At 73.1% G+C, this 23443-nt stretch carries 13 protein-coding genes; 6 read left to right on the plus strand and 7 right to left on the minus strand.

The window, feature by feature from the left end; genetic code table 11:
- Positions 1 to 391 precede the first annotated feature (391 nt).
- The 3 genes from IEY91_RS04430 to IEY91_RS04440 form a co-directional block, all read right to left on the minus strand.
- Positions 392 to 1987, minus strand: a complete 1596-nt coding sequence (locus IEY91_RS04430; RefSeq protein WP_189172925.1) for an ABC transporter substrate-binding protein — start codon at positions 1985 to 1987, stop codon at positions 392 to 394.
- Between the two features lie 6 nt (positions 1988 to 1993).
- Positions 1994 to 4090 (minus strand): ATP-binding protein, encoded by a 2097-nt coding sequence (locus tag IEY91_RS04435; protein WP_164318505.1) that lies wholly within the window; start codon positions 4088 to 4090, stop codon positions 1994 to 1996.
- A gap of 402 nt (positions 4091 to 4492) precedes the next feature.
- Positions 4493 to 7738 carry an NACHT domain-containing protein gene (locus tag IEY91_RS04440; protein ID WP_189172926.1) on the minus strand — a complete coding sequence of 1082 codons (3246 nt, stop codon included), beginning with the start codon at positions 7736 to 7738 and terminating at the stop codon, positions 4493 to 4495.
- A 322-nt stretch (positions 7739 to 8060) separates the two neighbouring features.
- Here IEY91_RS04440 and IEY91_RS04445 point away from each other — a divergent pair, with 322 nt between their 5' ends.
- From IEY91_RS04445 to qcrB, 5 genes are all read left to right on the plus strand, one after another.
- Positions 8061 to 8924, plus strand: coding sequence for a metallophosphoesterase family protein (locus IEY91_RS04445; protein ID WP_189172927.1), 864 nt, complete (start codon positions 8061 to 8063; stop codon positions 8922 to 8924).
- Between the two features lie 239 nt (positions 8925 to 9163).
- A complete protein-coding gene (locus IEY91_RS04450) occupies positions 9164 to 10546 on the plus strand; it encodes a cation:proton antiporter (protein ID WP_189172928.1) in 1383 nt (460 codons plus the stop codon).
- A gap of 117 nt (positions 10547 to 10663) precedes the next feature.
- Positions 10664 to 11446, plus strand: coding sequence for an SDR family NAD(P)-dependent oxidoreductase (locus IEY91_RS04455; protein ID WP_189172929.1), 783 nt, complete (start codon positions 10664 to 10666; stop codon positions 11444 to 11446).
- 72 nt (positions 11447 to 11518) lie between these two features.
- Positions 11519 to 12664: a galactonate dehydratase gene (gene dgoD, locus IEY91_RS04460; RefSeq protein ID WP_189172930.1), complete on the plus strand. Its 1146-nt coding sequence runs from the start codon at positions 11519 to 11521 to the stop codon at positions 12662 to 12664.
- A 95-nt stretch (positions 12665 to 12759) separates the two neighbouring features.
- On the plus strand, positions 12760 to 14400 hold the full coding sequence (qcrB, locus tag IEY91_RS04465; protein ID WP_189172931.1) for a cytochrome bc1 complex cytochrome b subunit: 1641 nt from the start codon (positions 12760 to 12762) through the stop codon (positions 14398 to 14400).
- Between the two features lie 43 nt (positions 14401 to 14443).
- Here qcrB and IEY91_RS04470 read toward each other — a convergent pair whose 3' ends face one another.
- A complete protein-coding gene (locus tag IEY91_RS04470) occupies positions 14444 to 16351 on the minus strand; it encodes an NAD-binding protein (protein ID WP_189173132.1) in 1908 nt (635 codons plus the stop codon).
- A gap of 212 nt (positions 16352 to 16563) precedes the next feature.
- Between IEY91_RS04470 and IEY91_RS04475 the strand changes: the two genes are divergently transcribed.
- Positions 16564 to 18960: a tetratricopeptide repeat protein gene (locus IEY91_RS04475; protein ID WP_189172932.1), complete on the plus strand. Its 2397-nt coding sequence runs from the start codon at positions 16564 to 16566 to the stop codon at positions 18958 to 18960.
- Positions 18961 to 19007: 47 nt separating this feature from the next.
- Here the strand turns inward: IEY91_RS04475 and IEY91_RS04480 are convergent, their stop codons facing one another.
- From IEY91_RS04480 to IEY91_RS04490, 3 genes are all read right to left on the minus strand, one after another.
- Positions 19008 to 20318 carry a hypothetical protein gene (locus tag IEY91_RS04480; protein WP_189172933.1) on the minus strand — a complete coding sequence of 437 codons (1311 nt, stop codon included), beginning with the start codon at positions 20316 to 20318 and terminating at the stop codon, positions 19008 to 19010.
- Positions 20319 to 20358: 40 nt separating this feature from the next.
- Positions 20359 to 20835, minus strand: coding sequence for a hypothetical protein (locus IEY91_RS04485; protein WP_189172934.1), 477 nt, complete (start codon positions 20833 to 20835; stop codon positions 20359 to 20361).
- 129 nt (positions 20836 to 20964) lie between these two features.
- Complete coding sequence (locus IEY91_RS04490) at positions 20965 to 23181, minus strand: terpene synthase family protein (protein WP_189172935.1); 2217 nt, start codon at positions 23179 to 23181, stop codon at positions 20965 to 20967.
- Between the last annotated feature and the right edge of the window lie 262 nt (positions 23182 to 23443).

Genomic DNA, 23443 nt, shown 5'->3' on the forward strand with positions numbered 1-23443 from the left:
GTTTGATCTCCTGGTCGGCCACGAATCGCCGCAGGAGATCACCGTGCGCCAGAACTTTCTGCGGCGAGTGTGCTTGATCGAGACTCACGTCCGGGAGGCCTTCACTGTTCCGGGGCGCGGCCATCTTGATATCGCGGGCACCTTCAGTGCTGTTCACGAACCCCTCCACGCGCTTTTTGGCGACGTTTTGCGTTGTCCGAGCGACGTTCGCGACAGTAGGAGAGCGCTTCCTGAGGTGTCAACGGGTCTAGACAACCAGGAAGTTGAGTAAACATCTATCGCGCCATGTGTTCAGGCCAAATGTGCCGGGCACGTGTTATCGGCATGTGCCCGTGCCCACGGCGCACGCCCGGCGCGGCCGGATCTCATGGGCAACGACGGCAGCCGGACCTCAGGGGCACGGATGCTTGAACGCCTTCTCGAACGACCGGTACGTCGGCTGTGCCTTGCGGTTCGCCGGGGCGGGGTGCTCGATGACCGGTATCGGCTTGCACACCGGCCACTGGTTGGTGTCGGAGGACTTCTCGAAGCCGTACGTGCCGGCCGCGCCCTGCAGACAGCCGATGCAGCGGGTCGCGTCACCGGTGTCGACGATGCTCGCGTCGATCAGCGTGTTGTAGACGTCGTCCTTGGTCGGCGTGAGCGCCGGTTCCGGTGTCTTCGTGGTGCCGTCGACCTCCCGGGTGCCCTCGTTGGCCTCCGAGTACGAGCGGTCGAAGGCGTTGGCCAGGAGCGTGAACGCGTCGTGGTACATGATCGCGTAGCCGTCGTCGAGGTCCTTGTCGCCGAAGTCGTACGCGTCCTTGAGCCGGTCGAAGTAGGTGAGGAAGCCGTCGAACCCGGCGGGCCTGCCGCTCTTCTTCTTCTCCCACTCCGGCGCCACGGACGCGGAGGCCACCAGCGTGGTCTTCGTCTCGCGCAGCATCCGGGTGAGTTCGGGCGTGGTGAGCGTCGGTTCCAGACCGATTCCCACCTTCAAGATGCGCACGGGGTTGCTGCGATCGCAGGAAGGCTCCTGTGACAGGCGTTTCACCAGTGCCGGGAGATCCTGATCGCGGCCCGCGAAGAACACCGTGTCCGAGTCGGTCACACAGATCTTCTGCGCCGCTGACTGGAATCGCTGCGGGATACCGGCGGCCGGACCCGTCGAACCCAGGAACGACGCCGAACGCTGGCGCAGCCCGTACTTCTTGCCGAATTTCTTCTCGAGCAGCCGGTGCAGATTGCGCGAGTACACGTCGTCGGGCCGGCTGTCGAAGACGAGGAAGCCCTTTTCCTCACCCGGATTCCGCTTCAGGTACTGACCGAGCGCGTCGGCGAGCAGATCGTTGTTCGGTGAAGTCTTGAAGAAATACGGGGCGTTCATGTCGGCGGAGGTGATGACCGGGCCGACGGTGGCGATGCGGCGCTTGCTCAGCGCCCGCATGGCGTCGCGGGTCTCGGGCGTGCTGCTCGGCAGGCCCATGACGCCCACGAGCGGCGACTGCCGGTCGTTCACGAGGTCTTCGAGGTCGTCGACCACCGGCCGCCACTTGTCGAGATCCTTGCCGTCGGGCGCCATCAGAAGCTGATAGTGCGGCCCGCCACTGCTGTTGGCGCGCAACTGGGCGGCGTGCGCCCCGGCGAGGGCGCGACGGATCATGTCCGCGGTCATGGCGCTCGACTCGTCCGAGGTGAACGGCATCATCAGCGCGATCCGGCCGTACGGTATCGGCGTCCGGCCCTTCTTCGGCGAACTCCAGGCGTCCGCGACGCGCTCGTTCTCCTTTGCGACGGCCCCGATCAGGCCCTTGATCTCGTCGTCCGCGTCGAACGCCTCGTCCGTGACGCCCACGCACTGGCCGTCGTGCTTCTCCAGGCCGCCCGCGCACGCGTCGGGACGCGTCGCGAGATAGACGACGACGCCCACGGCGATCAGGACCAGCGGCACCAGGGCGGCGATGGCCTTGTCGAGGGGACCGAACCCGTTGCGACGGCTCAGAAACATGCTTCCTCACAGTTCGGGCAGCGGGAGGGGGCGCTTGTCACGGGCGGCGGCCGGCCAGGTGCGGGCGGCCTGGCTCAGCACGCCACGCCACGCCCGGTGCCGCAGCGAGAGGTAGGCCAGCTCCGCTCCCATGTCTTCGCACAGGTCGGCCTCCGGCTCGGCGAGCGCGTCGGACAAGTACCACAGGCCGTGCAGCAGCCTGTTGATGCAGCGGTCGATGTCGTCGATGTCCTGGTAGCGGTCGTCGTGGGCGCCGGCGGCCACCGCGGCACGGTCGTCGTCCCAGTCCGCCGCCGGCGGCGCGGGCGCCGTGGCCGTGTAGCTGAGGCACTCCAGCCAGCGCAGCGCGCTGGGCAGGTCCTGCTCCGACTCGAACTCCTCGGACAGCCCCTTCACCACCGACTTCGCGTCGCCGGACGCCAGGGCGTGGCGCAGCGCGTCGGGCACGCCCGACTCGTCGCCGCTCGTGGTGTGGTGGTGGCGCAGGAAGCCGTGCATCTCCTGCCAGCCGCGGCGCGAGTCGGTGCCCTGCGAGGTGCGGCGCGCCTCGTGCACCAACAGCGTGTGGAGCAGCGGGTCGGCGGCCAGCGGACGGTCCTGTGGGGTGTCGTGCTGCCAGTGCTCGGCCTCCAGATAGTCGGCGGCCGCGTTCGCGGGCAACTGCTCGGGGCCCTCCAGGCGCAGATGGGCGGCGAGCGCCTGCGCGGCCGTGTTGTCGCGGGCCAGCGACAGCGGCACCAGCCTCGCGCGCTGGTGCGGGGACGGCAGCAGCCGCTCCAGGATCGCCTGGGTCACCGGCCGCCCGTCCGGGGTGGTCAGCTCCAGGAGGTTGCGCGGCCCGAGCGGTCCGGCCGGGGAGCGCGCGTCCTCCTTGCCGGACGCCGTGGCGCGGGTGTGCTCCAGGACGGCCTCGCACAGCACGCTGCTCGCCAGCGGGTGCCCGCCGGTCAGGGTGTGCAGCGCGGAGGCCAGGTACGGGTGCAGCGGGGCGGAGGCGGCGTCCAGCATCAGCAGGACGTCGTCGCGGCTGAGCGGCGTGAGCGGGACGACGAGCAGGCCCGCCGACGGGGTGTGTCCCGTGCGCCGCCACCGGGTGGAGGCCACCAGGTCCGGCAGCTCGCGGTACACGGCGTCGGCGGCCTCGGACGGCGCGTCGCCGAGCCGGGTCGCGACCACGACCAGCGGATCGTGGGGCGTCTCGCCCGGTCGCGCGCGGTACTCCAGGACCAGGTCGACCAGGCGCGCGCCCGCGGGGGAGTGGGTGTTGTCGAGCAGCGCCAGCGGGCGCGGGTCGCGATTCAGCCGCTGCCACTTGCTGCGGGCGGCCGCGATGTCCTCCAGGAAGGCGTGGACGAGGGTCTGTTCGGCCGCGTGCCGGTAGTCGCCGCCGCGGTGGAACCAGTCGGCGAGGCGCCCCAGGCCGTCGTGCGCGCCCGCCGCCGTGCCCCCGGCGCCGCCCTCGGACTCGGCGTACCGCTCCTGGTACCACTGGCGCAGCGGGGCCGCGCCGCGGGAGCGCGTGTACCGCTCGAAGTACTCCGCGAGCACGGCGTGCGTGACGGCGTGCGCGCCCGGACCGCCGCCGGAGCCCGTCCTGATCGGCGCGTCCGGTCCGGCCCCCGCCTCCAGGCGCGTCCGCACCCGGCTCGCCCACCGCAGGGCGACGTCCACCTCGGTGCCGGACTCCAGGTCGCAGGCGATCAGGAGGCGGGCGATGCGGGCGGTGGCGCGGGTCCGCTCGTCCGGGGTGCCGCCGTGCCCGCCGAACACGGAGATCAGGCCCGGCAGGAGCAGCGGGAAGCGGCGGCCGAGGCCGGGCGCGAGGAGCCGCACCAGCTCCTCCAGGAGCTCCACGACCAGCTCGGACGCGGCCGTGTCGACGAACGCGAGCGGCAGCCGCCCGGTGTAGTGACGCTCCAGGGCACCGAGGACGGCGGAGCGGCCCATGCCGTGGCGGCCGGTCAGGAGAACCAGGGGCAGGTCCTTGTCGTACTCCCACGGCACGCGGGCCCGTTCGGTGTACGCGAGGCCGGTGAGGCGTGGGAGGAGGGATTGCAGGAGCGGATCGCGTGCGTACAGCCGAGGCGCTTCGGATGTGTGCATCTCGCCGGATTCCGCTCCCGTCCATCGCTGGCCCGCTTGCTGCTCGTGCGCGTCGTCGGCTTCCTCCGAGCCGGGCCGAGGGCCTCCCGCCGTTCCGTGGCGACGGCTGCTTCATGCCACCGGCGGCTGCTTTTATGCCACCGGCAACTGCCTTGAGGGTGAAAGAAGTTACACCTCCCACTATCCCCTGGCCAGGGATTTCGGTGGAGCTGATCGGGCATATTACGGCGGAACCGTGACACGCCGCGGTATGCGGCGGGGCGCGGGAATCGAGCCGGTACGCGAGGGGGCGGACGCTAGCCGTGCGCCGTCGTGTCCGCCATCCCGCGCGCGGGCCCGCCGGGGGCGTGAGGCGGCGCACCAGGGGTCAGGGGCGGCGCATCGGGGGCTCGCCGGAGCGCCTCAGTGCCGCGGACGCACCGCGAGTTCCACCCGTGCCGGCAGCTCGTCGGCGTGGTGCACCTCGCCCGGATAGTCGAGCCGCACCCGGCGCAGGCCGTTGAGGCCCGCCAGATGCACCAGGTCGACGCTGTCGAAGAGGGTGAGGTGGACTTCCTCAAGTCCCGGAAGGCGTCGGGCGATCCGCCGCAGCGACACCGCGGCCCCCGGCCGTGACCGCACCTCCAGGGAGGTCAGCTGGGGGATGCGGGCGCCCGGCGGGAACAGCATGATGTTGAGCTGCTCGTGCGAGAGGCGCAGGCTGCGCAGCGCGGGCAGCTCGGCGAGCAGCGCGTCCCAGTCGTCGGGGCGCAGCCGGTCGCTCGCGTGGTGCAGCCGCAGCTCGCACAGCTCCGTCAGGGCGGTGATGTCGGCCAGCTCGACGGCGTCCGGCGGCAGCGAGAGCACCCGCAGCGCCCCCGGCCGCGGCAGATCGCGAAGCCCGCGCCAGGGCACCGCCGCGCCCAGGATCAGCGAGTCCAGGCGCGGGCAGGCCGACAGCCTTGCCAGGGGCTCCAGTTGGGGCAGGTCGGCGAGGCTGAGCCGGCGCAGGTGGGGCAGCCGGGTCAGGGGCGCGGTGTCGCTGATGGCGCGGCAGCCGTTCAGCGTGAGGGCCTCAAGCGCGGGGAAGTCCGACAGGAAGCCGAGCGACGTCAGCCGCATGTTGCCGCGAAGCCGCAGCTCGCGCAGGCCGCCCGCGTTCAGCGCCCCGACGATGTCCAGCTCCGCGAAGTCGCCCTGCAGCACCACGCGTTCGTACCCCGACATCGCGCTGAGCGCCTTCAGCTCGGCCGCCGAGCGCACGGTCACGGCCTCGCCCGCGCCGGCCGCGAGCAGCGGCTTGATGATCTCCTCCGCGTACTCGTCGGTGTCGAACCGGTCCCAGTGGGCCAGGAGTTGGCCGCGCACCGCCGGCTGCCGCGTGGTCAGGAACTCGCGCAGCCTGGCCAGTGCCGCGTCCCCGCCGATGCGGCAGATCGCGTGCACCGTGGTCACCTCGGCGTCGCCGTCGAGGCTGTCGGCCTCGGGCAGCAGGCCGAGCAGCAGCGCACCCGTCTCCGCGAGCGCCCTGGCCTCGCGCATGCTGCGCGGCGGCAGGAGCTGCGCGGCGCGCTCCTCGACGGTCCGGCGGACCTCCGGGTCCAGGCGCGTCGCCTGGTCGAGGGAGGCGAGCGCGAGCAGCCTGAGGCGGGCCCGCACCGTGTCGTCGTCCTCGCGGTCGGCGCGGCCGGTGAGCCGGGTGAGGATGTCGGCGCGCTCGTCGGGCCGCGCCTGCGCCACGGCCATCTGGAGGACGTCCTCCCACTGGTCGAGGTGGGCGTTGTTGACCAGCGCCCCGTGGTCGTGGTCCTCCAGGGCCGCCTTCGCGCCCAGGAAGTCCTGGAAGGTGCGGTGGATGAAGTCCACGGCGCCCTCGGCCGGTTCGCGGCCCGCGACCTCCTGGAGCAGGCCGGAGCGGTCCAGGAGGAGTTGCAGGACGTCGTCGGCGGTGCCGACGGCGGTGAGCTGGGGCACGGAAGGGCGCAGCTTCTCCACCAGGTCGACGGCGACCTTGCGCTTCAGGCGGGTGCGTTCGTTGCGGATCAGCCAGTACGCGAGCCGCTTCAGGGGCTCCGTCGCGGACTTCTGGTCCAGCTTCGGCGTGCCCTCGCCGTAGAGGTAGCGCTCACGGTCGCGGCGCTCCAGAAGCATGGAGAGCGCGGCCTCGTACAGCGAGACCCGGCCGATCGGCAGGAAGCCCGCGCGCTCGCGGTGCAGCGCGCAGATCAGCGCGCACAGCAGCGGGTTGGAGGCCAGGTGGCTCAGCTCCGCCGAGGACCGCAGCGACCGCAGCAGCGTCTGCGCCAGCTCGCCGCCCGCGCCCGCCGCCTCGTGCCAGCGCTGCACGAACCGGCGTACGTCGACGGGCCGCATCGGCGTCAGCGTGAACTCGCGGAAGCCCTCGCGGCCGAGCCAGTCCCGGGGCAGCGCGGAGGGCCGCGTGGTGACCAGCCACAGATTGCCGGGGAAGGTGGTGCGGAGCTTCTTGAGCCAGGAGCGGGCGCGCGGCCGCTCGGCCTCCGGGATCTCGTCGACGCCGTCGATCAGGAGCATGCCGCGCCCGGCCTGCAGGACCCGCACCGCCCACCCCTTGGGCTCGCTGCCCGACAGCGGGCAGTCGAGCCACCGCAGAAAGCCCTCAGGCAGCGGCAGTTCGCCGTCGTCGCGGGCCAGCGTGCGCAGCGGAAGCACGAACGGCACCCGGCCGAGGAGCTGCGGCAGATGGCCGGGCACCCGGTCCTGCTGCGCGGTGGTGATGGCGAGCCACTGCACCAGCGTGGTCTTGCCGGTGCCCGCGACCCCGCGGAGCAGCACGCGGTCGTGCGCGGCGAGCGCCGCCTCCACCGGGCCCGTCGTGCGCTCCGACTCCGGGTCCGGGTCGGCGCCGCGGCCGTCGGCGTCGCCGTTGACCGCGCCGGGCACCGGTTCGGCGGGGTCGCGGGCGGGCGCCGCCTCCAGGCTCAGATAGGCGGTGTCGAGGGGCCAGGCCTGGCTCCGCGCGTCGTGCAGGTCGACGCCGTGGATGGAGAGGGTGCTGTGCGCGCGGACCACGTAGTCGGCGTACGCCTGCTCGAAGTCGGTGTCCTCGGAGAGGGTCGCGGGCAGCCGCTCCAGGATCAGGCGGAGCTGTTCCTTCTGCGCGCTCAGGCTGCGCCGCGTCTCGACCTGGGTGCGGGCGTCGAAGCCGGGGCGCTTGCTGAACTGGTGGACCAGGTGCAGACAGGCGGTGACGAGCAGCCGGTCGTGCAGCCGGGCGGCGTCGTCGCTGAGCAGCGCGCGGGTCTCCGGGGCGCTGGCGCGCACCAGGGCGGCGGCGAGCTTCTCCGGGCCGAGGTCGTAGGCCTGTACGTCGTCCATGTCGAGGTCGCCGAGGGCGCGCAGGGTGTGGCCGAGGGCGTAGCCGACGGCGTTCTGCTCGTCGGGGGCGATGGGCGGGTCGTGCGGGCCCGCGGCGCGCACCGCGCGACGCACCAACTCCCGTGCGAGCTGGTAGAGATCGGCCTCGCTGAGCGTGCGCCGGTCACCCGTGAACGACAGGAGCCGCCCGATGCGCACCGGCCGCTCGCCGAACTCCGCGCCCGGCAGGCTCTTGGGCGGCAGCAGCAGCCGTTTCACCAGCGGCACCATCACCGACGACGCGATCCTGAGCCCCACCGTGCCGGCGTCCACCCGAGCCCCCCGTCCGTGAACAGAACCGCCCCCTGGAACCTTAGACGGTGGCGGCGGACGGCGCACCGACGCCGTATCGGACGCCCGTACGAACGGCGTCCCGGCGACCCCGCGCTGACGCCCCGTCGGTCACCCGCGCCGCCGCCCTGCCGGCCACCCGCGTCGACGCCCCGTCGGTCACCCGTACCGACACCCCCTAAGCCACCCGCACCCATGCCCCCTCGGCACCCCGCCGACATCGCATCCGTCGCCCGTACCGATGTGCTCTCGGCCACCCGGACCGCGCCTGCCGAGCCCCCTGCCCGTCGGTTAGCCTCGCGTCGTGACGAAATCTGCCGCATCAGGACGGGCGCCGAGGCTGTTCGGCATCAGTGACCTGCACATCGCGTATGCCGAGAACCGGAAATTCGTCGACGGGCTCTGGCCGGAACACGAGGGCGACTGGCTGATAGTCGCCGGTGACATCGGCGAGGTGATGAGTGACGTCGAGTGGGCGCTGCGGCTGCTCTCCGAGCGCTTCGACACGGTGATCTGGTCGCCCGGCAACCACGAACTGTGGACGCCCCGCGACGACCCGAACCAGCTGCGCGGCGACGCCCGTTACCGCCATCTCGTCGAGCTGTGCCGCGGCCTCGGCGTGCACACGCCCGAGGACCCGTTCCCGGTGTGGCGCGGCGAGGGCGGGCCCGCGGTCGTCGCGCCACTGTTCCTGCTGTACGACTACACGTTCCGGCCCGCAGGCAAGCACTCCAAGAAGGCGGCCCTGGACTACGCGTACGAGACCGGCGTGGTCTGCACGGACGAGGTGCTGCTGCATCCCGACCCCTACGCGACCCGCGAGGACTGGTGCCGTGCCCGCGTCGCGCTGACGCAGGAGCGGCTCGACGCGCTCGACCCCGAGCTGCCCACGGTCCTCATCAACCACTGGCCGGTCGTGCGCGAACCCACGCGCATCCTGCACTACCCCGAATTCGCCCTGTGGTGCGGCACGGAGGCGACCGCCGACTGGCCCGCGCGCTACCGCGCCGCGGCCGTCGTCTACGGCCATCTGCACATCCCGCGCACCATCTGGCACGAGGGCGTCCCGCACATCGAGGTGTCCGTCGGCTATCCGCGCGAGTGGCGGCGCGAGCGGCACCCGTCGCCGCGGCTGCGGCAGATCCTGCCGGCGCCGAAGCCCGCGTAGCCGCGTCACCGTGCGGCCGCGCGTCACCCCGTAGCCGTGGCGAGGCGGCTCCCGTTGTCCCTGTAGTCAGTGGCTTGTCAGCGTCGCTGGCCGAATCTGTGCGTGCTGAGAACAGAGTGCACAGATCGAGGGATGCGACAGGGGAGACACGTGATGCTGGCTCATACGGAAGTTCACTGGATTACGGAAGTCCGCGCGGTCACGGAGGTCCGCGGAGACGGCGAGGGACTGGTGCGGTCATGACCAGTCACCAAGTGCAGCTGCTGTTCCTGGACGTGGCGCTCATCCTGGCGCTCGCCCGCGGGCTCGGCGCCCTCGCGGCGCGGATCGGGCAGCCGCCCGTCGTCGGCGAGATCCTGGGCGGCATCCTGCTCGGGCCCACGCTGTTCGGCGGATTCTTCGCGGACCATCTGTTCCCGTCGGACGTACGTCCGCTCCTGACGGCGCTCGCCGACGTGGGCGTCGCGCTGTTCATGTTCGTCGTCGGCCTGGAACTCGAACACCGGGTGCTGCGGGGCCGCACCCGGGTCAGCGCGGGCGCGGCGCTCGGCTCCACCCTGGTGCCGTTCGTGCTCGGCGTGGGGCTCGCGCTGTGGCTGCTGCGCGACCACGACACGGAGCAGCGGACCGCGTTCATCGTGTTCATGGGCCTGGCCGTCTCCGTGACCGCCTTCCCCGTGCTCGCCCGGATCCTCGCGGACCGCGGCCTGTCCCGCACGGAGATCGGCGGCATCGCGCTCGCCACGGCGGCCCTCGTCGACGTCGTCGCCTGGTCGGCGCTCGCCGGGGTGCAGGCCGTGGTCGGTGGCGCGGACGACTACTGGCGCGTCACGCTGCTCGTGCCGTTCACGGCGTTGCTTGTCGCGCTGAGGCCGGTGCTGCGGCGCCTGCTCGGTTCCGGCGGTTCCGGCGGTTCCGGCGGGGCCGGTAAGGCCGGTGCGGCCGGTTCGCCCACGCGGCTCAGCGCGAACCGGTTCGGAGTCGTGCTCGTCGGCGCGCTGCTTTCGGCGGCGGCCACCGAGGCCATGGGCATGCACTACATCTTCGGGGCCTTCCTGTTCGGCGCCGTGCTGCCGCGTGACGCCGCGGGGGCGCTGCGGGACGAGGTGTGCGAGCGCACCGGGCACGTCACCTCGCTGCTGCTGCCCGTGTACTTCGTGGTGGCGGGCCTCAAGGTCGACCTGCGCGGCGTGGGCCTGAACGGGCTCCTGGAACTCGCCGTGATCATCCTGGTCGCCGTCGCGGGGAAGTTCCTCGGCACCTACGCCGGCGCGCGCTCGCAGGGCCTTTCGCCGCACAGCTCCGGCCGGCTCGCGGCGCTGATGAACACCCGGGGCCTGACGGAACTGGTGATCCTCGGCGTCGGCCTCCAACTCGGGCTCCTTGAACAGTCGCTCTACTCCCTGATGGTCGTCATGGCGCTCGTCACGACGGCGATGACCGGTCCGGTGCTCACGCTCCTGGACCGCCGCGGGAAGCGCCTCGGGATACCCGCGGCAGCGGCGGACACGGCGTACGTGGCGTCCGCGCCGCCCGCGACATCGGCCGCGTCCGCGGTGGCGGCTCCCGAGGCCAAATCCACCGCGCACGCGCACGCGGAGCGGGAGACGGCGCGGAGCTGAGTGCTGGTACGGCACGGAGCCGAGTGCCGGTACAGCGTCGGGCGGCGGTCATAGAGTGGGCGGGGCGGGCCTTTCATGGGCGCCGCCCACTGCCCACCCGTCGAGGGGACGACGCACGTGAACACAGGCGCACCCGCCTCCGACACCCTCGCCGCCCGCTTCACCGGACGCGTCGCCGTCGTCACCGGCGGCGCGTCCGGCATCGGCGCCGCCACCGCCGTGCGGCTCGCCGCCGAGGGCGCCGCCGTCGTCGTCGCCGACGTGGACGGCGAGCACGGCGAGGCGGTCGCGGAGGCGATCCGGGCCAAGGGCGGCAGTGCGGTGTTCGTCCGCGCGGACGTCGCCGAGGCCGCCGACTGGGACCGCGTGGTGACGGCCGCGCACGGTTTCGGCCCCGTCGGCGTCCTCTCCAGCAACGCCTACGCCTGCGAGATCGCGCCCGCCCACGAGACGAGCCAGGCCTCCTGGGAGCACCAGCTCGCCGTGAACCTCACCGGCACGTTCCTCGGCTTCAAGGCCGTCCTGCCCGACCTGCGCGCACACCGCGGCGCCGTCGTCCTCACCTCCTCCGTCCACGCCCACATGGGCCTCCCCGGCCGCCCCGCCTACGCGGCGAGCAAGGGCGCGCTGCTCTCCCTGTGCGGCCAGCTCGCCGTCGAGTACGGACCCGAGGTGCGGGTCAACGCCGTACTGCCGGGGCCGATCCTCACGCCCGCCTGGGGTGAGATCGGCGAGGCGGACCGCGCGCGCAGCGCCGAGGCGACCGCCGCCCGGCGGTTGGGCTCCCCGGAGGAGGTCGCGGCGGCCATCGCGTTCCTCGCCGCGGACGAGGCGTCGTACGTCACCGGCGCGAGCCTGGTCGTCGACGGCGGTTGGAGCGTCGTCAAGTCGTCGTCCTGAACAGGTATGTGAACCGGCGTCAGAACAACTGGCACCCCGAACCGCCGAAGGCCCGCCGACGAGAGGCAGACCGTGAAGATCGACCGCGTGGAGACCTTCCTCGTCCCGCCGCGCTGGCTGTTCTGCCGCGTGCAGACCGACGAGGGCGTCGTCGGCTGGGGCGAGCCCGTCGTCGAGGGCCGCGCCGAAGTGGTGCGCGCCGCCGTCGACGTACTCGCCGAATACCTCATCGGGCAGGACCCGCTGCGCATCCAGGACCACTGGCAGGTGCTCACCAAGGGCGGCTTCTACCGCGGCGGCCCCGTCCTCTCCAGCGCCGTCGCGGGCCTCGACCAGGCCCTGTGGGACATCGCGGGAAAGACGTACGGCGTACCCGTGCACGCGCTGCTCGGCGGGCCCGTGCGGGACCGGGCGCGGGTGTACGCCTGGGTCGGCGGCGACGAACCCGCGGTCCTCGCCGAGCACATCGCCGCGCAGGTCGAGGCGGGCTTCACGGCGGTGAAAATGAACGCGGCCGGGGTCACGTCGCCGATCACCACGCCCGCCGAGACCGCCGCCGTCGTCGACCGCGTCGCCGTCGCCCGCGAGGCCCTCGGGCCCGACCGGGACGTGGCCGTCGACTTCCACGGCCGCTTCACGCCCGCGAGCGCCCGCCGCGTCCTCGCCGAACTCGCCCCGCTGCACCCGCTGTTCGCCGAGGAGCCGCTCCTTCCCGACCTGGCCCACCTGCTGCCCGCCCTGGTCGCGGCGAGCCCCGTCCCCGTCGCCACCGGTGAACGCCTCTACAGCCGCGCCGAGTTCCTGCCCGCCCTCACCGCGGGCGTCGCCGTCGCCCAGCCCGACCTGTCGCACGCGGGCGGCATCACCGAGGTGCTGCGCATCGCCGCCCTCGCGGAGACGTACGGCGCGCTGCTCGCCCCGCACTGCCCGCTCGGCCCGATCGCGCTCGCCGCGAGCCTCCAAGTCGCCTGGGTCACCCCGAACTTCCTCATCCAGGAGCAGAGCCGCGGCATCCACTACAACAAGCGCGCGGACCTCCTGTCGTACGTCGTGGACACCGAGCCGTTCCGCTTCACCGACGGGTACGCGCACCGCACGGCCCTGCCTGGACTCGGCGTCGAGGTCGACGAGACGGCGGTGCGGGCGGCCGACCGCGACGGGCACGCCTGGCGCAACCCGGTGTGGCGGCAGCCGGACGGCACGTTCGCGGAATGGTGAAGACCGCCCGGGAACGGTGAAAGCCGCCTGGAACAAGGTCTGTTGACGCGGCGGGGCGCGCACCTACCCTGGTAGCCGCCCAAGGGGGGAGCCGCATGAGCGAACGCGCCCGCAACACCGGCCCCGGCAAGGGGGAACGCGTCGCGGACTGGGCGGACGGCCGCCTCGGCGTGCACACCCTCGCCAAGTCCCAGATGCGCAAGATCTTCCCGGACCACTGGTCGTTCATGTTCGGCGAGATCTGCCTCTACAGCTTCCTCATCCTCATCCTCACCGGCGTCTGGCTCACCCTGTTCTTCGAGCCGAGCGGCATGGAGGTCGAGTACAACGGCACGTACGAACCGCTCAAGGGCGTCATGATGACGCGTGCCTACGAGTCGACCGTCGACATCAGCATGGAGGTGCGCGGCGGACTGCTCATCCGGCAGATCCACCACTGGGCGGCCCTCGTGTTCGTCGCCGCGATGCTCGTGCACATGATGCGGGTGTTCTTCACCGGCGCGTTCCGCAAGCCGCGCGAGATCAACTGGCTGTTCGGCTGGACCCTGTTGATGCTCGGCCTGATCACCGGCCTCACCGGCTACTCGCTCCCCGACGACCTGCTGTCCGGCACGGGCATCCGCTTCGCGCAGGGCGCCATCCTGTCGATCCCGGTCGTGGGGACGTACCTCTCCTTCTTCCTCTTCGGAGGGGAGTTCCCCGGCACCGACATCATCCCGAGACTCTTCGCCGTGCACGTCCTGCTGCTGCCGGGCATCATGCTGGGCCTGGTCGTGGCCCATCTGATCCTGGTCTTCTACCACAAGCACACCCAGTTCGCGGGGCCCGGCAGGACCGAGAGGAACGTCGTGGGCGCGCCGTTCCTGCCCATCTACATCGCCAAGGCCGGCGGCTTCTTCTTCCTGGTCTTCGGCGTCCTCGCGATGATGGGCGCGATCGCCACCATCAACCCCGTGTGGGCCCTCGGCCCCTACCGGCCCGACCTCGTCGGCACCGGCGCCCAACCCGACTGGTACCTCGGCTTCTCCGAGGGCCTGATCCGGGTGATGCCCAGCTGGGAGATCAACGCCTGGGGCCACACCCTCCAACTGGGCGTGTTCATCCCCTTCGCGCTGTTCCCGCTCATCATGGCGGCGATCGCCGTCTATCCGTTCATCGAGTCCTGGGTCACCAAGGACAGACGCGAGCACCACATCGCCGAACGCCCGCGCAACGCGCCCACCCGCACGGGTCTGGGCGTGGCCTGGCTGGTGCTGTACGGCGTGCTGATGGTCGGCGGCGGCAACGACCTGTGGGCCACGCACTTCCACCTCTCCATCAACGCCATCACCTGGTTCGTGCGCGTCGCCTTCTTCCTCGCCCCGCCGCTCGCCTTCGTCGTCACCCGCCGGATCTGCCTGGGCCTGCAGCGAAGCGACCGCGAGAAGGTCCTGCACGGCAGGGAGACCGGCACCATCAAACGCCTCCCGCACGGCGAGTACGTCGAGGTCCACCAGCCCCTCAGCCAGGCGGAGCGGTACCGGCTCACCGCGCACGAGCAGCAGCGGCCGTACGAAGTGGGGCCCGCTGTCGACGCGAACGGCGTGGCCCGCAAGGTGCCCCGCTCCGACCGGCTGCGGGCACGCCTTTCCCGCGCCATGTACGGCCCCGGCACACAGGTGCCGAAGCCGACGGTGGAGGAGTACCGGCAGGTGCACAGCGGGCACGGCGGGCACGGTGGGGAGGGGGACCACTGACGGCGGCGCCGTGACTGGGACGGCTGGGGCGGCAGGGCCACGGCTAGGGCTGCGGGACCGGCGGCGGCCCCGCCTGCCGCTGCCCGCGCGCCAGCAGCTCCGCCATCCCCTGGCGCGTCGCGGCCACCACGACCCGGTCCTCGGGCAGCAGCCTGTGGCCCGGGTCGAGATCCCACACCAGGCCCGGCGCCCGGTCCCGCCCGCGCGCACCGGAGACGGCGGATGTGCCGGACGTGGCGGATGAGCCGGACGTGTCCAGGGCCAGCACCCGCCACGCCCCCGGCCGGAACGCCTCCGCGACCGTGCGGCCAGCCCACTGCGGCTGCCCTGCGACGTCGAGCGCGGCGAAAAGCAGCACCGTCCGCTCCACCGGCAGGGCGCCCAGGATCTCCCGCCCGAGCATCGCCCCGGCGAAGGCGGGCGCGGCCAGCGTCGACACGCTGCGGCTGCGGGTGAGGGCGCCGGGGTGGGCGGTGCGCAGCGTGCGGTACACGGCGGTGGCGAACGCGTCGTCGAACAGGCGCAGCGACACCCTGAGGCCCGGCTGCACCGACCGTGCGTACAGAGCCGCTTCGAGGTTGATGGTGTCGGCGCTGGTGAGCGCGAGGAGGGAGTGCGCGCGATGGATCTTCGCGGCTTCGAGCACGCCCTCCTGCGTCGCGTCGCCGATGATCGTGGGCACCCGCAGCCGCCGTGCGAGGGACACGCCGCGCGCCTCCGGGTCGGCCTCCACGCACACCACGGGGATGTCCAGCTCCCGCAGCCGCGCGAGCACCCGCGTACCGATCTTGCCGAGCCCGAGCAGCACGACGTGCCCGGACAGGCCCCGGGGCGCCCGGCGCAGCGACGAGGCGCTGCGGAACGTACCGAGCGCTTCGAGGACGGCGGCGAAGAGCACCGGCAGGAGCAGCAACCCGACAAGGCCTGACAGGAGTTGGAGGACCTTGCGGCCGGTGCTCTCGCCGAGCGCCGGATCGTTGACGGAGAACAGGTCGAGCAGCGTCAGATACGTCGCGTGCAGCGGATGGTCGCCCGTCACCAGGATCGACGCGACGGCCATGGCGAGCACGGCGCCGACGAGCCCGGCCACCGACCAGCGCAGCCGCCGCGAGAACAGCTCACGGAACGGCATCCTGCGCCCCGCCCAGCCGGGCGGCAGGGCGGGCCCCGAGTACGAGACGGCCTGGAGGACCAGCGCGCCGCGCCCGGTGGCCGCCGCGACCGCCTCGGCGTCGGGCAGCAGCCGGGGCCCGGCGTCGCCGCTGCCGTCCGAACCCTCCGCGCCCGCCGGGTCGTTGTCGGTGGCCGAGAGCAGCGCGAGCGTGGCGAGCCCCGGCTGCGGCGCCCGCCCCGGCCCTGGCGGGGCCTGCTCGACGGCGCGCAGCAGCAGCCCGTCGGCGTGCACGACCTTGCTCGTCCCGGCGACGGCGGTGGCGGCGAGGGCCGGGGCGACGCTGTCGGCGTCGGACAGGACCGTCACGGTGGCGTCCGACGAGTCGAGGCCCGCGACCACGGCGGCCTGGTCGAGCAGCTGCTCCAGATGTTGGCCGAGCTTGCGGTTGTACATGCGGATGACCAGGCGAAGTCGCGGGTTGATGCGCCGGGCGGCCAGCGCGGCACGGATGTTGACCTCGTCGTCGTCATGCACGAGCGCCAGCGCGGAGGCCCGCGCGATCCCGGCGTCGGCGAGCGCCTCCTCCGACAGCTCGCCGGCCTCCATCGTCACAAGGGCACGGTCGTCCGCCGCGCCCGTGCCGCCGTTGCCCGAGGCCCGCGCGACGGCTGCCGTGATGCGCCCGAGCAGCGCCGTCGTCCGGCCGCGCCCGCCACCGGCCGGCTGCGGAGCGCCGCCTCCCGTGGGCGGTACGACGAGGACGACCTGCTGCCCGTGCACGCCCCGCAGTTCGGCGGCGAGCCGGTGCGCGAGGGTGTCGTCGCCGCACACGGCCATGTGCCCGCTCAGCGCGGCGGCGCGCTGCGGCGGCAGCGCGGACGCGGGGGCCGTGGAACCCGCCGGGACCGGGGCGGGCGAGGAGGAGGGCGGTACGGCGGTCACGGAACTCCTCTGTTTCGTACGGCTGCCCGCCTCCTATTCGTACGGGTGCCCGGGTCATCCTAGGTGTGGGCCCCGGGCCGGCCTGGAAGACTGCCCGGGTGGATTCGGTGGACAACAGCATTTCCGGCGGGAGCTTCCGTGACGTCATCCAGACGGCGCACGTCACGGTGCGGCAGTGCGTGAGCGGTGAAGTGCGGGCCCCTCGCGTGCCGTTGATGGCTCCGGCCGCGCCCGGCCGGCTCGTGGACCGGCTGCCGGTGCGGGCCGCGCTCGACCGGGCCGCCGACGCGCGAGGCGAGCGCGCCCCGGCCAAGGTGGTGGTCGTGACGGGCCCGCCCGGCGTCGGCAAGACCGGGGCCGTCCTGTACTGGTCGTCGCTGCGAGGCGCGGACTTCCCCGGCGGGGTGCTGTACGCCGACATGAGCCCGCGCGGCGCGCTGCAGCCCGCGGACACCCGCGCCGTCCTGGAGTCGTTCGTCGGCGCGCTCGGCACCCCGCGCGCCGAGATGCCCGCCGACGAGGCCCCGCTGGCCGCGTACTACCGCCATCTCACGGCGCACGAACCCTGCCTGGTGCTGCTCGACGACGTCGTGACGGCCGCTCAGGTCGCCCCGCTGCTCCCAGGGCACCCCCACAGCATGGTCGTCGTCACCAGCCGCCTGCTCCTCGCCGGACTGCGCGGCGCGCTGCCCTCCTCCGAACCCGAGTACGTACGCCTCGCGGGCCTCGACGACGAGTCCTGCCGCGAACTGTTCCTGCACTCGGCGGGCGTCACCGCGCTCACCCAACTCACCGAGCACGGACGGGAGTTAGTCCGCACGGTCGTCCCCGCCTTCGCGGGGCTGCCCGCCGCGGTGCGGATCGCCGGGGCGCGTGCGGCCGATCCGCTGGAGGGCGGCGTCGAGGAGTTCGCCCGCCGCCTCCTCGCCCTGCCCACCGTCCAGGAGGCGCTGACCGTGTCCGACGACCCGCACACGTACTCCCTCCACCAGGTCTTCGAGGACTCCTACGCGGCACTGGACCCCGCCGCGGCCTCCGTCTTCCGCCAACTCGGCCTCAACCCGACCCCCGAGTTCGCCGACGCCCTCGTCGACGAACTCGCGGGCGACCCCGACACGGGCGCCCGGGTGCGGCGCACGCTCCTCGGCGGCAACCTCCTCGAACGCCCGGCGCCCGGCCGCTGCCGCATGAACGGCCTCCTCCACGAGTACGCGGGGACGCTGGCCCGCGCGGACTCGGGTGAGGCCGGGGCGGTGGCGGCGCGCATCACCGACTGGTACCTGCGGCGGGCGGCCGCCGCCGAGGTCCTGGTGTCGTCCCGCTGGCGCCTCTCGCACGTCTTCCGTGAACCCGCCTACGTGGCGGGTGTGTTCCGTACGGAGACCGAGGCCCTGGACGCCCTCGAACCGGACCGCGAGAACGCGGCCGCCCTCACGGCCCGCGAGTTCGCCCACGGCCACGACCGCACCGTCTGCACCCTGACGGAGGCCTTGCGCGGCTTCTTCTTCCGCCGGAAACACCACACGTTGTGGGTGGAGGTGTGCGAGCTGGGGGTGCGGGCGGCTGAGCGGATGGTTGCGGCCGACGCGAGGGCGGGGGAGGCGGCCGGGGGTGACGGCGCCTGGGGCGGAGGGGAACCGTACGGCGCCGTGGGGCGGGGTCGTACGGGGGAGGGGCCCGGCTGGGGGCGTGCGGGCGGGGCGGCGCCGGGGCGGGGGAATTCGGGCAGTGGTGATGCTGGCCGGGGCGGTGCCGGCGGGGTCGATGGTGGTGTCCCCGGCGGCGGGGGCGCGCCGGACGCCGTGCTCGTTCTCGCCCGCTGCCACTACGAGTTGGCCTTCGCACTCTTCGACCAGGGTGGCGCGGAGAGCGTCGAGCGCGCCCGTCGGCAGTACGGGCTCGCGCTGCGGCAGGCCCGCGCCGCCGGGCACATCCGCACCGAGTCCACCGCGCTCGAAGGCCTCGGCCAGGTCGCCCTCGAACAGGGGCAACCACAGGTCGCCCTCGACCACTTCCGGCAGGCCCTGGACGCGCTCGGCGACCTCCCGCATCCGCGCGGCCGGGCGCTCCTCAAGTACCACATGGGTCGCGCGGCGAGCGCGGCCCACCTGCACGAGGAAGCCGCCGCGAGCCTCCTCGGCGCCCGCCACCGTTTCGCCGCCCTGCCCGAACCCGACCGCTACAACGAGGCCCGCGCGCTGACCCGCTACGCCCAGGCCCGCCTGGCCGCCGACCGCGCCGACGAGGCGGTCGCCCCGCTGGACGAGGCGGTCACCCTCTTCCAGGGTCTCGGCGCCCCCAAGGCGGAGGCCGACACCGGCGCCACCCCGTCGGCCGCCCCCAAGGAGGAGGCCGACGCCCGCCTCACCCGCGGCGACGCGTTCGCCGCCCTCGGCGACGTACGACGCGCGCGGGAGGACTGGCAGGCGGCGCTCGACACGTACCGGAGGCTGGGGAGCGTGGGGGCGGCGGGGGCGCGGGAGCGGTTGGGCGGGGAGGGGTGAGCGCGGGCGAGGCGGGGTGACGCGGTGACGGGGGCCCGTGTCCTGGGCTACTCGGCGGCGCCACCCGCAGGGCCCTCGCCCGCCCCGACACACCGCACCCGCAGCAGCCCCGGCACCCCCTCCGCCGTCAGCCGTACCTCCGCATCGCCGTCCCAGCCGTCGCCGTGCCGCAGCAGGCAGGCGTACACCGCCGAAGCGGTGAGGGACGGAGTGGCCCAGGCGGCCCCGGACTCCCAACTCGCCCGGTACGTTGCGCCGTTGCGGGTGCGGACGAGGCAGCCGCCGGACGGCTCCGGGGCGGCGGCCAGGGTGCAGCCCGGGTGGCGGGACAGCAGCTCGGCGAGGAGCGCCGCGGGCCGGGCAGGGCCTGCCGCGCGGTGCCGGGCCGTCACCACGTCCGCCGCGCGCGCCCAACGGGCCTCGGACTCGCCCTCGGTGACGGCGAGGTGGGCGTCGGTGAGGTGGGGGTGGTGGGCGGTGTCGGCCTGGAGGAGGGCCGGGTAGCGGCGGATGAGGACGTGGGTCGGCCCGGAGACCTGGTCGGGCACCGTCGCTCCGGCCTCGACGAACAGCGGTGCGTCCACCGGGGAGTGGCGCGGGCGCGGCAGGTCCAGCGGTACGTCGAGGGGGCGCGGGGCGAGTGGGGCGGCGGGCTCGGCCAGGTCCAGGGTGCGATAGCAGAGGCGGCGCAGCCGGGACAGGGCCTGGCCGGGGCGGGACGTGATCTGGGCCGCGATCGCGGCGAGGCGGGGGTCGGCGGCCAGGTGGCGTTCGGCGCGCTCCAGTTGTACGGCGAGCGGGACCGACGCCGAGACGCGGGGCAGCGCCGCACCGAGGCGGGCCATCGGGGAGTCCGCCGCCACGGCCTCCTCGCCGAAGGCGCCGAGCAGACCGGGCAGCCCGAGCCCCGCCGCGTACAGCGACACCGAGCCGTGGTCGCCGATGAACGCGTCGGCCGCGCACAGGGCCGCCTGCCAGGTGTCGCCGGCGGGCGGGGGCAGCAGCAGCCCGGCGTCCAGGTGGGGCCGCAGCCAGGACCGGAGCTGCCAACCGCCGTGCGCGTACCAGGCGTTGGGGTGGACGGCGGCGAGGACGCGGTACGTGTCGTGGGGGAGTTCGGCGAGCGCGCGGCGTACGAGGTCGCCCGCGGCGCCGAGGAGGGACGCGCGGCTCCAGGTGGTGCTGAGCAGGAGCAGTCTCTGGTCGGGGCGCAGGCCGAGGGCGGCGCGGTATTCGTCGCGGAAGGGGAGGGAGGCGCGCAGCCGGTCCATGCAGGGGTCACCGACGACGTGCGCCACCGGGACGGCTTCGGGGCAGCCGGTGCGGAGGCGCGCGAGCTGTTCCTCGTGGGACAGCACGACGGCGGACGGTATCAACTCGCCGTCGTACACAAGCCACTCAGCCGTCAGCCCGAAAGCTCCCGGCTCCCGGCTCCCGGCTCCCGGCTCCCGGCTCCCGGCTCCCGGCTCCCGGCTCCCGGCTCCCGGCTCCCGGCTCCCGGCTGGTGAGTGTCTTATTGTATCCGGCGCCGTGCGGGGCTCCTATAAGTGGAGCGGAAATGCTCTGCAATTCCCCGCCGCGGCTGGTGCTGACCGCCAGGTCGAATGCGAGTTTCGACGCCTCGTCCCAGGAAAGGAAGGGCAATTCGCGGTCGGCGACGAATTCCGCGATGCCGTCGGCGAACGGCGAGGATTCCGTGCAGGTGAACACGGTCTGCACTCGCCGGTCGCCTTCGAAGACGGTGAGGAGGTCGAGCAGCCGGGTCGCCGACGTCACGTTGTGGATGACGCCGAGCACGGTCTTCTCGGGTGCGACGGTGAGCCAGCGGGCGGGGGCGCCGGGAGCGGCCGGGTGGACGTGGTTCGGCTCCCGCACGGCGCGCGTCCTCCCCACGTCCCCGGGGCCGGACCGCGCCGGCCCCGGGCCGACCCCGGTGATCGGCCCGACCGCCGACCTTACCCGCAGCCCCTACCGGCAGCCCTCACGGAGCGGCCTCGCGGCCCCTCACGGAGCGGCGAGCTCCCGCAGCCACGCGGGCCGCACCACCTCCATGCCGATCCCGGCGGGCTCCGGCACGGGACCGTGGGACAGGTCCTCCTCGCGGTAGCGGCGGCAGTCGCGGTGCCAGATGTAGATGCCGGCCATCCAGTGCTTCAGCTCCTCCACGTATCCGTCGAGGACGTCACGCGCTTCCTGCCCGAGGTCGAACTCGTCGTACAGAACGGGCAGTTCGTGCGCGACGACGTGCTGGAACTGGCTCATGCGGGACCGCATCAGGTCGTCCACGATGCCGAGGCCCGTCGGGTAGTCGCAGTCGAAGAAGTTCTGCACGACGAGGATCGCGTTGTGCACCTCGCCCTCGTACTCGATCTCCTTCTGGTACGAGAAGACGTCGTTCATGAGCATCGCGTAGTCGGCGGCGGCGTTCTCCAGGTTCTGCACCGGGCCGCTCGCGTAGACCTCCTGGGGCACCCGGTTGCCGTGCCCGAAGCGGCTCAGGCTCATCGTGAAGTGGGAGCCGAAGGTGTGGCGGCGCATCTCGATGTAGTCGACGGGCTCGGGGATGCGGTTCTGCGCCTGGTTGCCGAGCTCCCACAGCCAGCTGTCCGTCATGTCCACCAGCGTCTTGTGCAGCGAGGCGCGCCCCTCCGCGTTCATGGGGCCCGCGGTGCGCGCCCACAGGTCGGCGAGGCCGCGCTCCATGGCGTTGACGGGCGGGGGAGTGGGGGAGCAGTCGAGCGGCATGAAGAGCAGCAGCCGGTCGGTGCACACCTTCGCGCCGAGCAGGTCGCGGGGCCTGCCGAACACCACCGGGTAGTAGTCGTCGCCGTACGTCCCCCAGGTCAGCCAGCACGAGCCGATGTCGAGCTGCTCCCGCGTCGCGTCGGGGTGCAGGCCCGCCGCGCACAGCGGGAAGTCGTATCCGGCGAGCTTGCGCGCGTCCCAGATGTGCGAGGCGGGCACGCCCGGCTGCGGCTCCAGCATGCCCATGCGGGCGGCCCAGTCGACGGCCTCGCGCCGCGAGTGGTCGAGGTGCGGGGAGAGCGTGGTGCTGTACGGCAGGTGGAAATCGGGGAGTCGGGACGGGCCGACGCGCTGGTACGGCACGTGCGTGAAGCGGCGCACGCGCTGGGCGCCGGTCGCGGCCATCAGTTCCTTGATGCCCGCGGCCGACGTGCCGATGCCGGTGGGGCCCGCGAGCGGCGACACGCGGTCGGTGGCGCCCTCGTTCATGTACCGGCTGGACCGCATGTGCCACTCGTGGCCGCCGGACTGCCAGTCCTGAAGGCCCTTGGCGTACGCGAGGATGTCGGCGCACCGCTCGGGCGGCAGCGCCTTCTCGGCGAACAGCGGCGCGAGTTCGCCGATGAACGTGTCCTCGAACTGCTGCATCCGCGATGTCAGCAGGTCGTTCACGGAGTCGGCGGCCTCCTGGGTCGAGCAGCCCAGGAACGTCTCCAGGACCAGGACGCCGTTGCTCAGCTCACCCTCCTCCTCTACCTCGCGCTGGTAGGAGAACAGGTCGTTGCGCAGGTGCACGGCGTCGGAGAACGTGTCGCGCAGCACGCGCAGCGGCCGGGACGCGGCCACCGCGTCCGGGACCTCCGCGCCCGTCGCGTACTCGACGAGCCCCGCCGACCAGGGGGCGCCGCCCACCTTGCGGCGCATCTCGATGTACTCGACGGGGTTCGCGACGCGGCGCGCGTTGATGTTGGACAGCTCCCACAGCGACTCGTTGAGGAGGTTGCGGGTGCTCTCCGCGAAGCGGGCGCGCCACTGAAGGGACATGCTGGGCACCGTGCGCGTCCACAGGTCGGCGAGGCCCGCCTCCACCGGGTTGGTGGCCTCCGGCATCGGCGTCGCGAGATCCATCGGCATGAACGCGGGCAGCCGGTCGAGGTAGGCCTTGCCGCCCTTGCGGTCCTGGCTGCGCTTGAACAGCTCCAGGAAGTGGTCGTCGAAGAAGAACACCCACACGTACCAGTCGGTGACCAGGGACAGCGCCGGGCCGTCACAGTCGGGATGGGTGTACGCGCACAGCAGCGCGTAGTCGTGCGCCTCCAGGTCGGCCGTGTCCCAGACCCCGGAGCCCTCCAGCATGCCCAGGTCCCGCGCCCACACCCTGGTGTGTGAACGCGCCTCCTCCACATGGGGGTTGAGGCGCGCCGGATGCACCATGTAGAAGCTCGGCAGCTCGAAGGGTCGTGGCGACTGGCGCATAACGGGGGTCTCTCCTTGGCAGGCGTACGGCGTACGGGCAGCGGAGCACTACCCTTCGCGGGGCTCGCGATGCCGTGGGCGTCGGCGGTCACACCATCGTGTGATGGGGTGGGCTGAAATCTGCCCTTGGGTCGAACGCCCCTGCGAGGAGCGGGTGTTGGGGCGTGTTGCCGCCCGGCCTGCGGCCTGGGCGCTCCGCTGGAGGTGGGTCCCTGCGGGTTGATGGGGGCTGGGCGCGCAGTTCCCCGCGCCCCTTTCGGGG

The sequence above is a fragment of the Streptomyces lasiicapitis genome (assembly GCF_014646335.1).
Lineage (GTDB): Bacteria > Actinomycetota > Actinomycetes > Streptomycetales > Streptomycetaceae > Streptomyces > Streptomyces lasiicapitis.

Excerpts from the sequence above, each read along its gene's own strand:
- IEY91_RS04430 (WP_189172925.1), bottom strand. The coding sequence starts at position 1,987 with ATGTTTCTGAGCCGTCGCAACGGGTTCGGTCCCCTCGACAAGGCCATC.
- IEY91_RS04435 (WP_164318505.1), bottom strand. The coding sequence starts at position 4,090 with ATGCACACATCCGAAGCGCCTCGGCTGTACGCACGCGATCCGCTCCTG.
- IEY91_RS04470 (WP_189173132.1), bottom strand. The coding sequence starts at position 16,351 with ATGGCCGTGTGCGGCGACGACACCCTCGCGCACCGGCTCGCCGCCGAA.
- IEY91_RS04450 (WP_189172928.1), top strand. The coding sequence starts at position 9,164 with ATGACCAGTCACCAAGTGCAGCTGCTGTTCCTGGACGTGGCGCTCATC.
- IEY91_RS04490 (WP_189172935.1), bottom strand. The coding sequence starts at position 23,181 with ATGCGCCAGTCGCCACGACCCTTCGAGCTGCCGAGCTTCTACATGGTG.
- qcrB (WP_189172931.1), top strand. The coding sequence starts at position 12,760 with ATGAGCGAACGCGCCCGCAACACCGGCCCCGGCAAGGGGGAACGCGTC.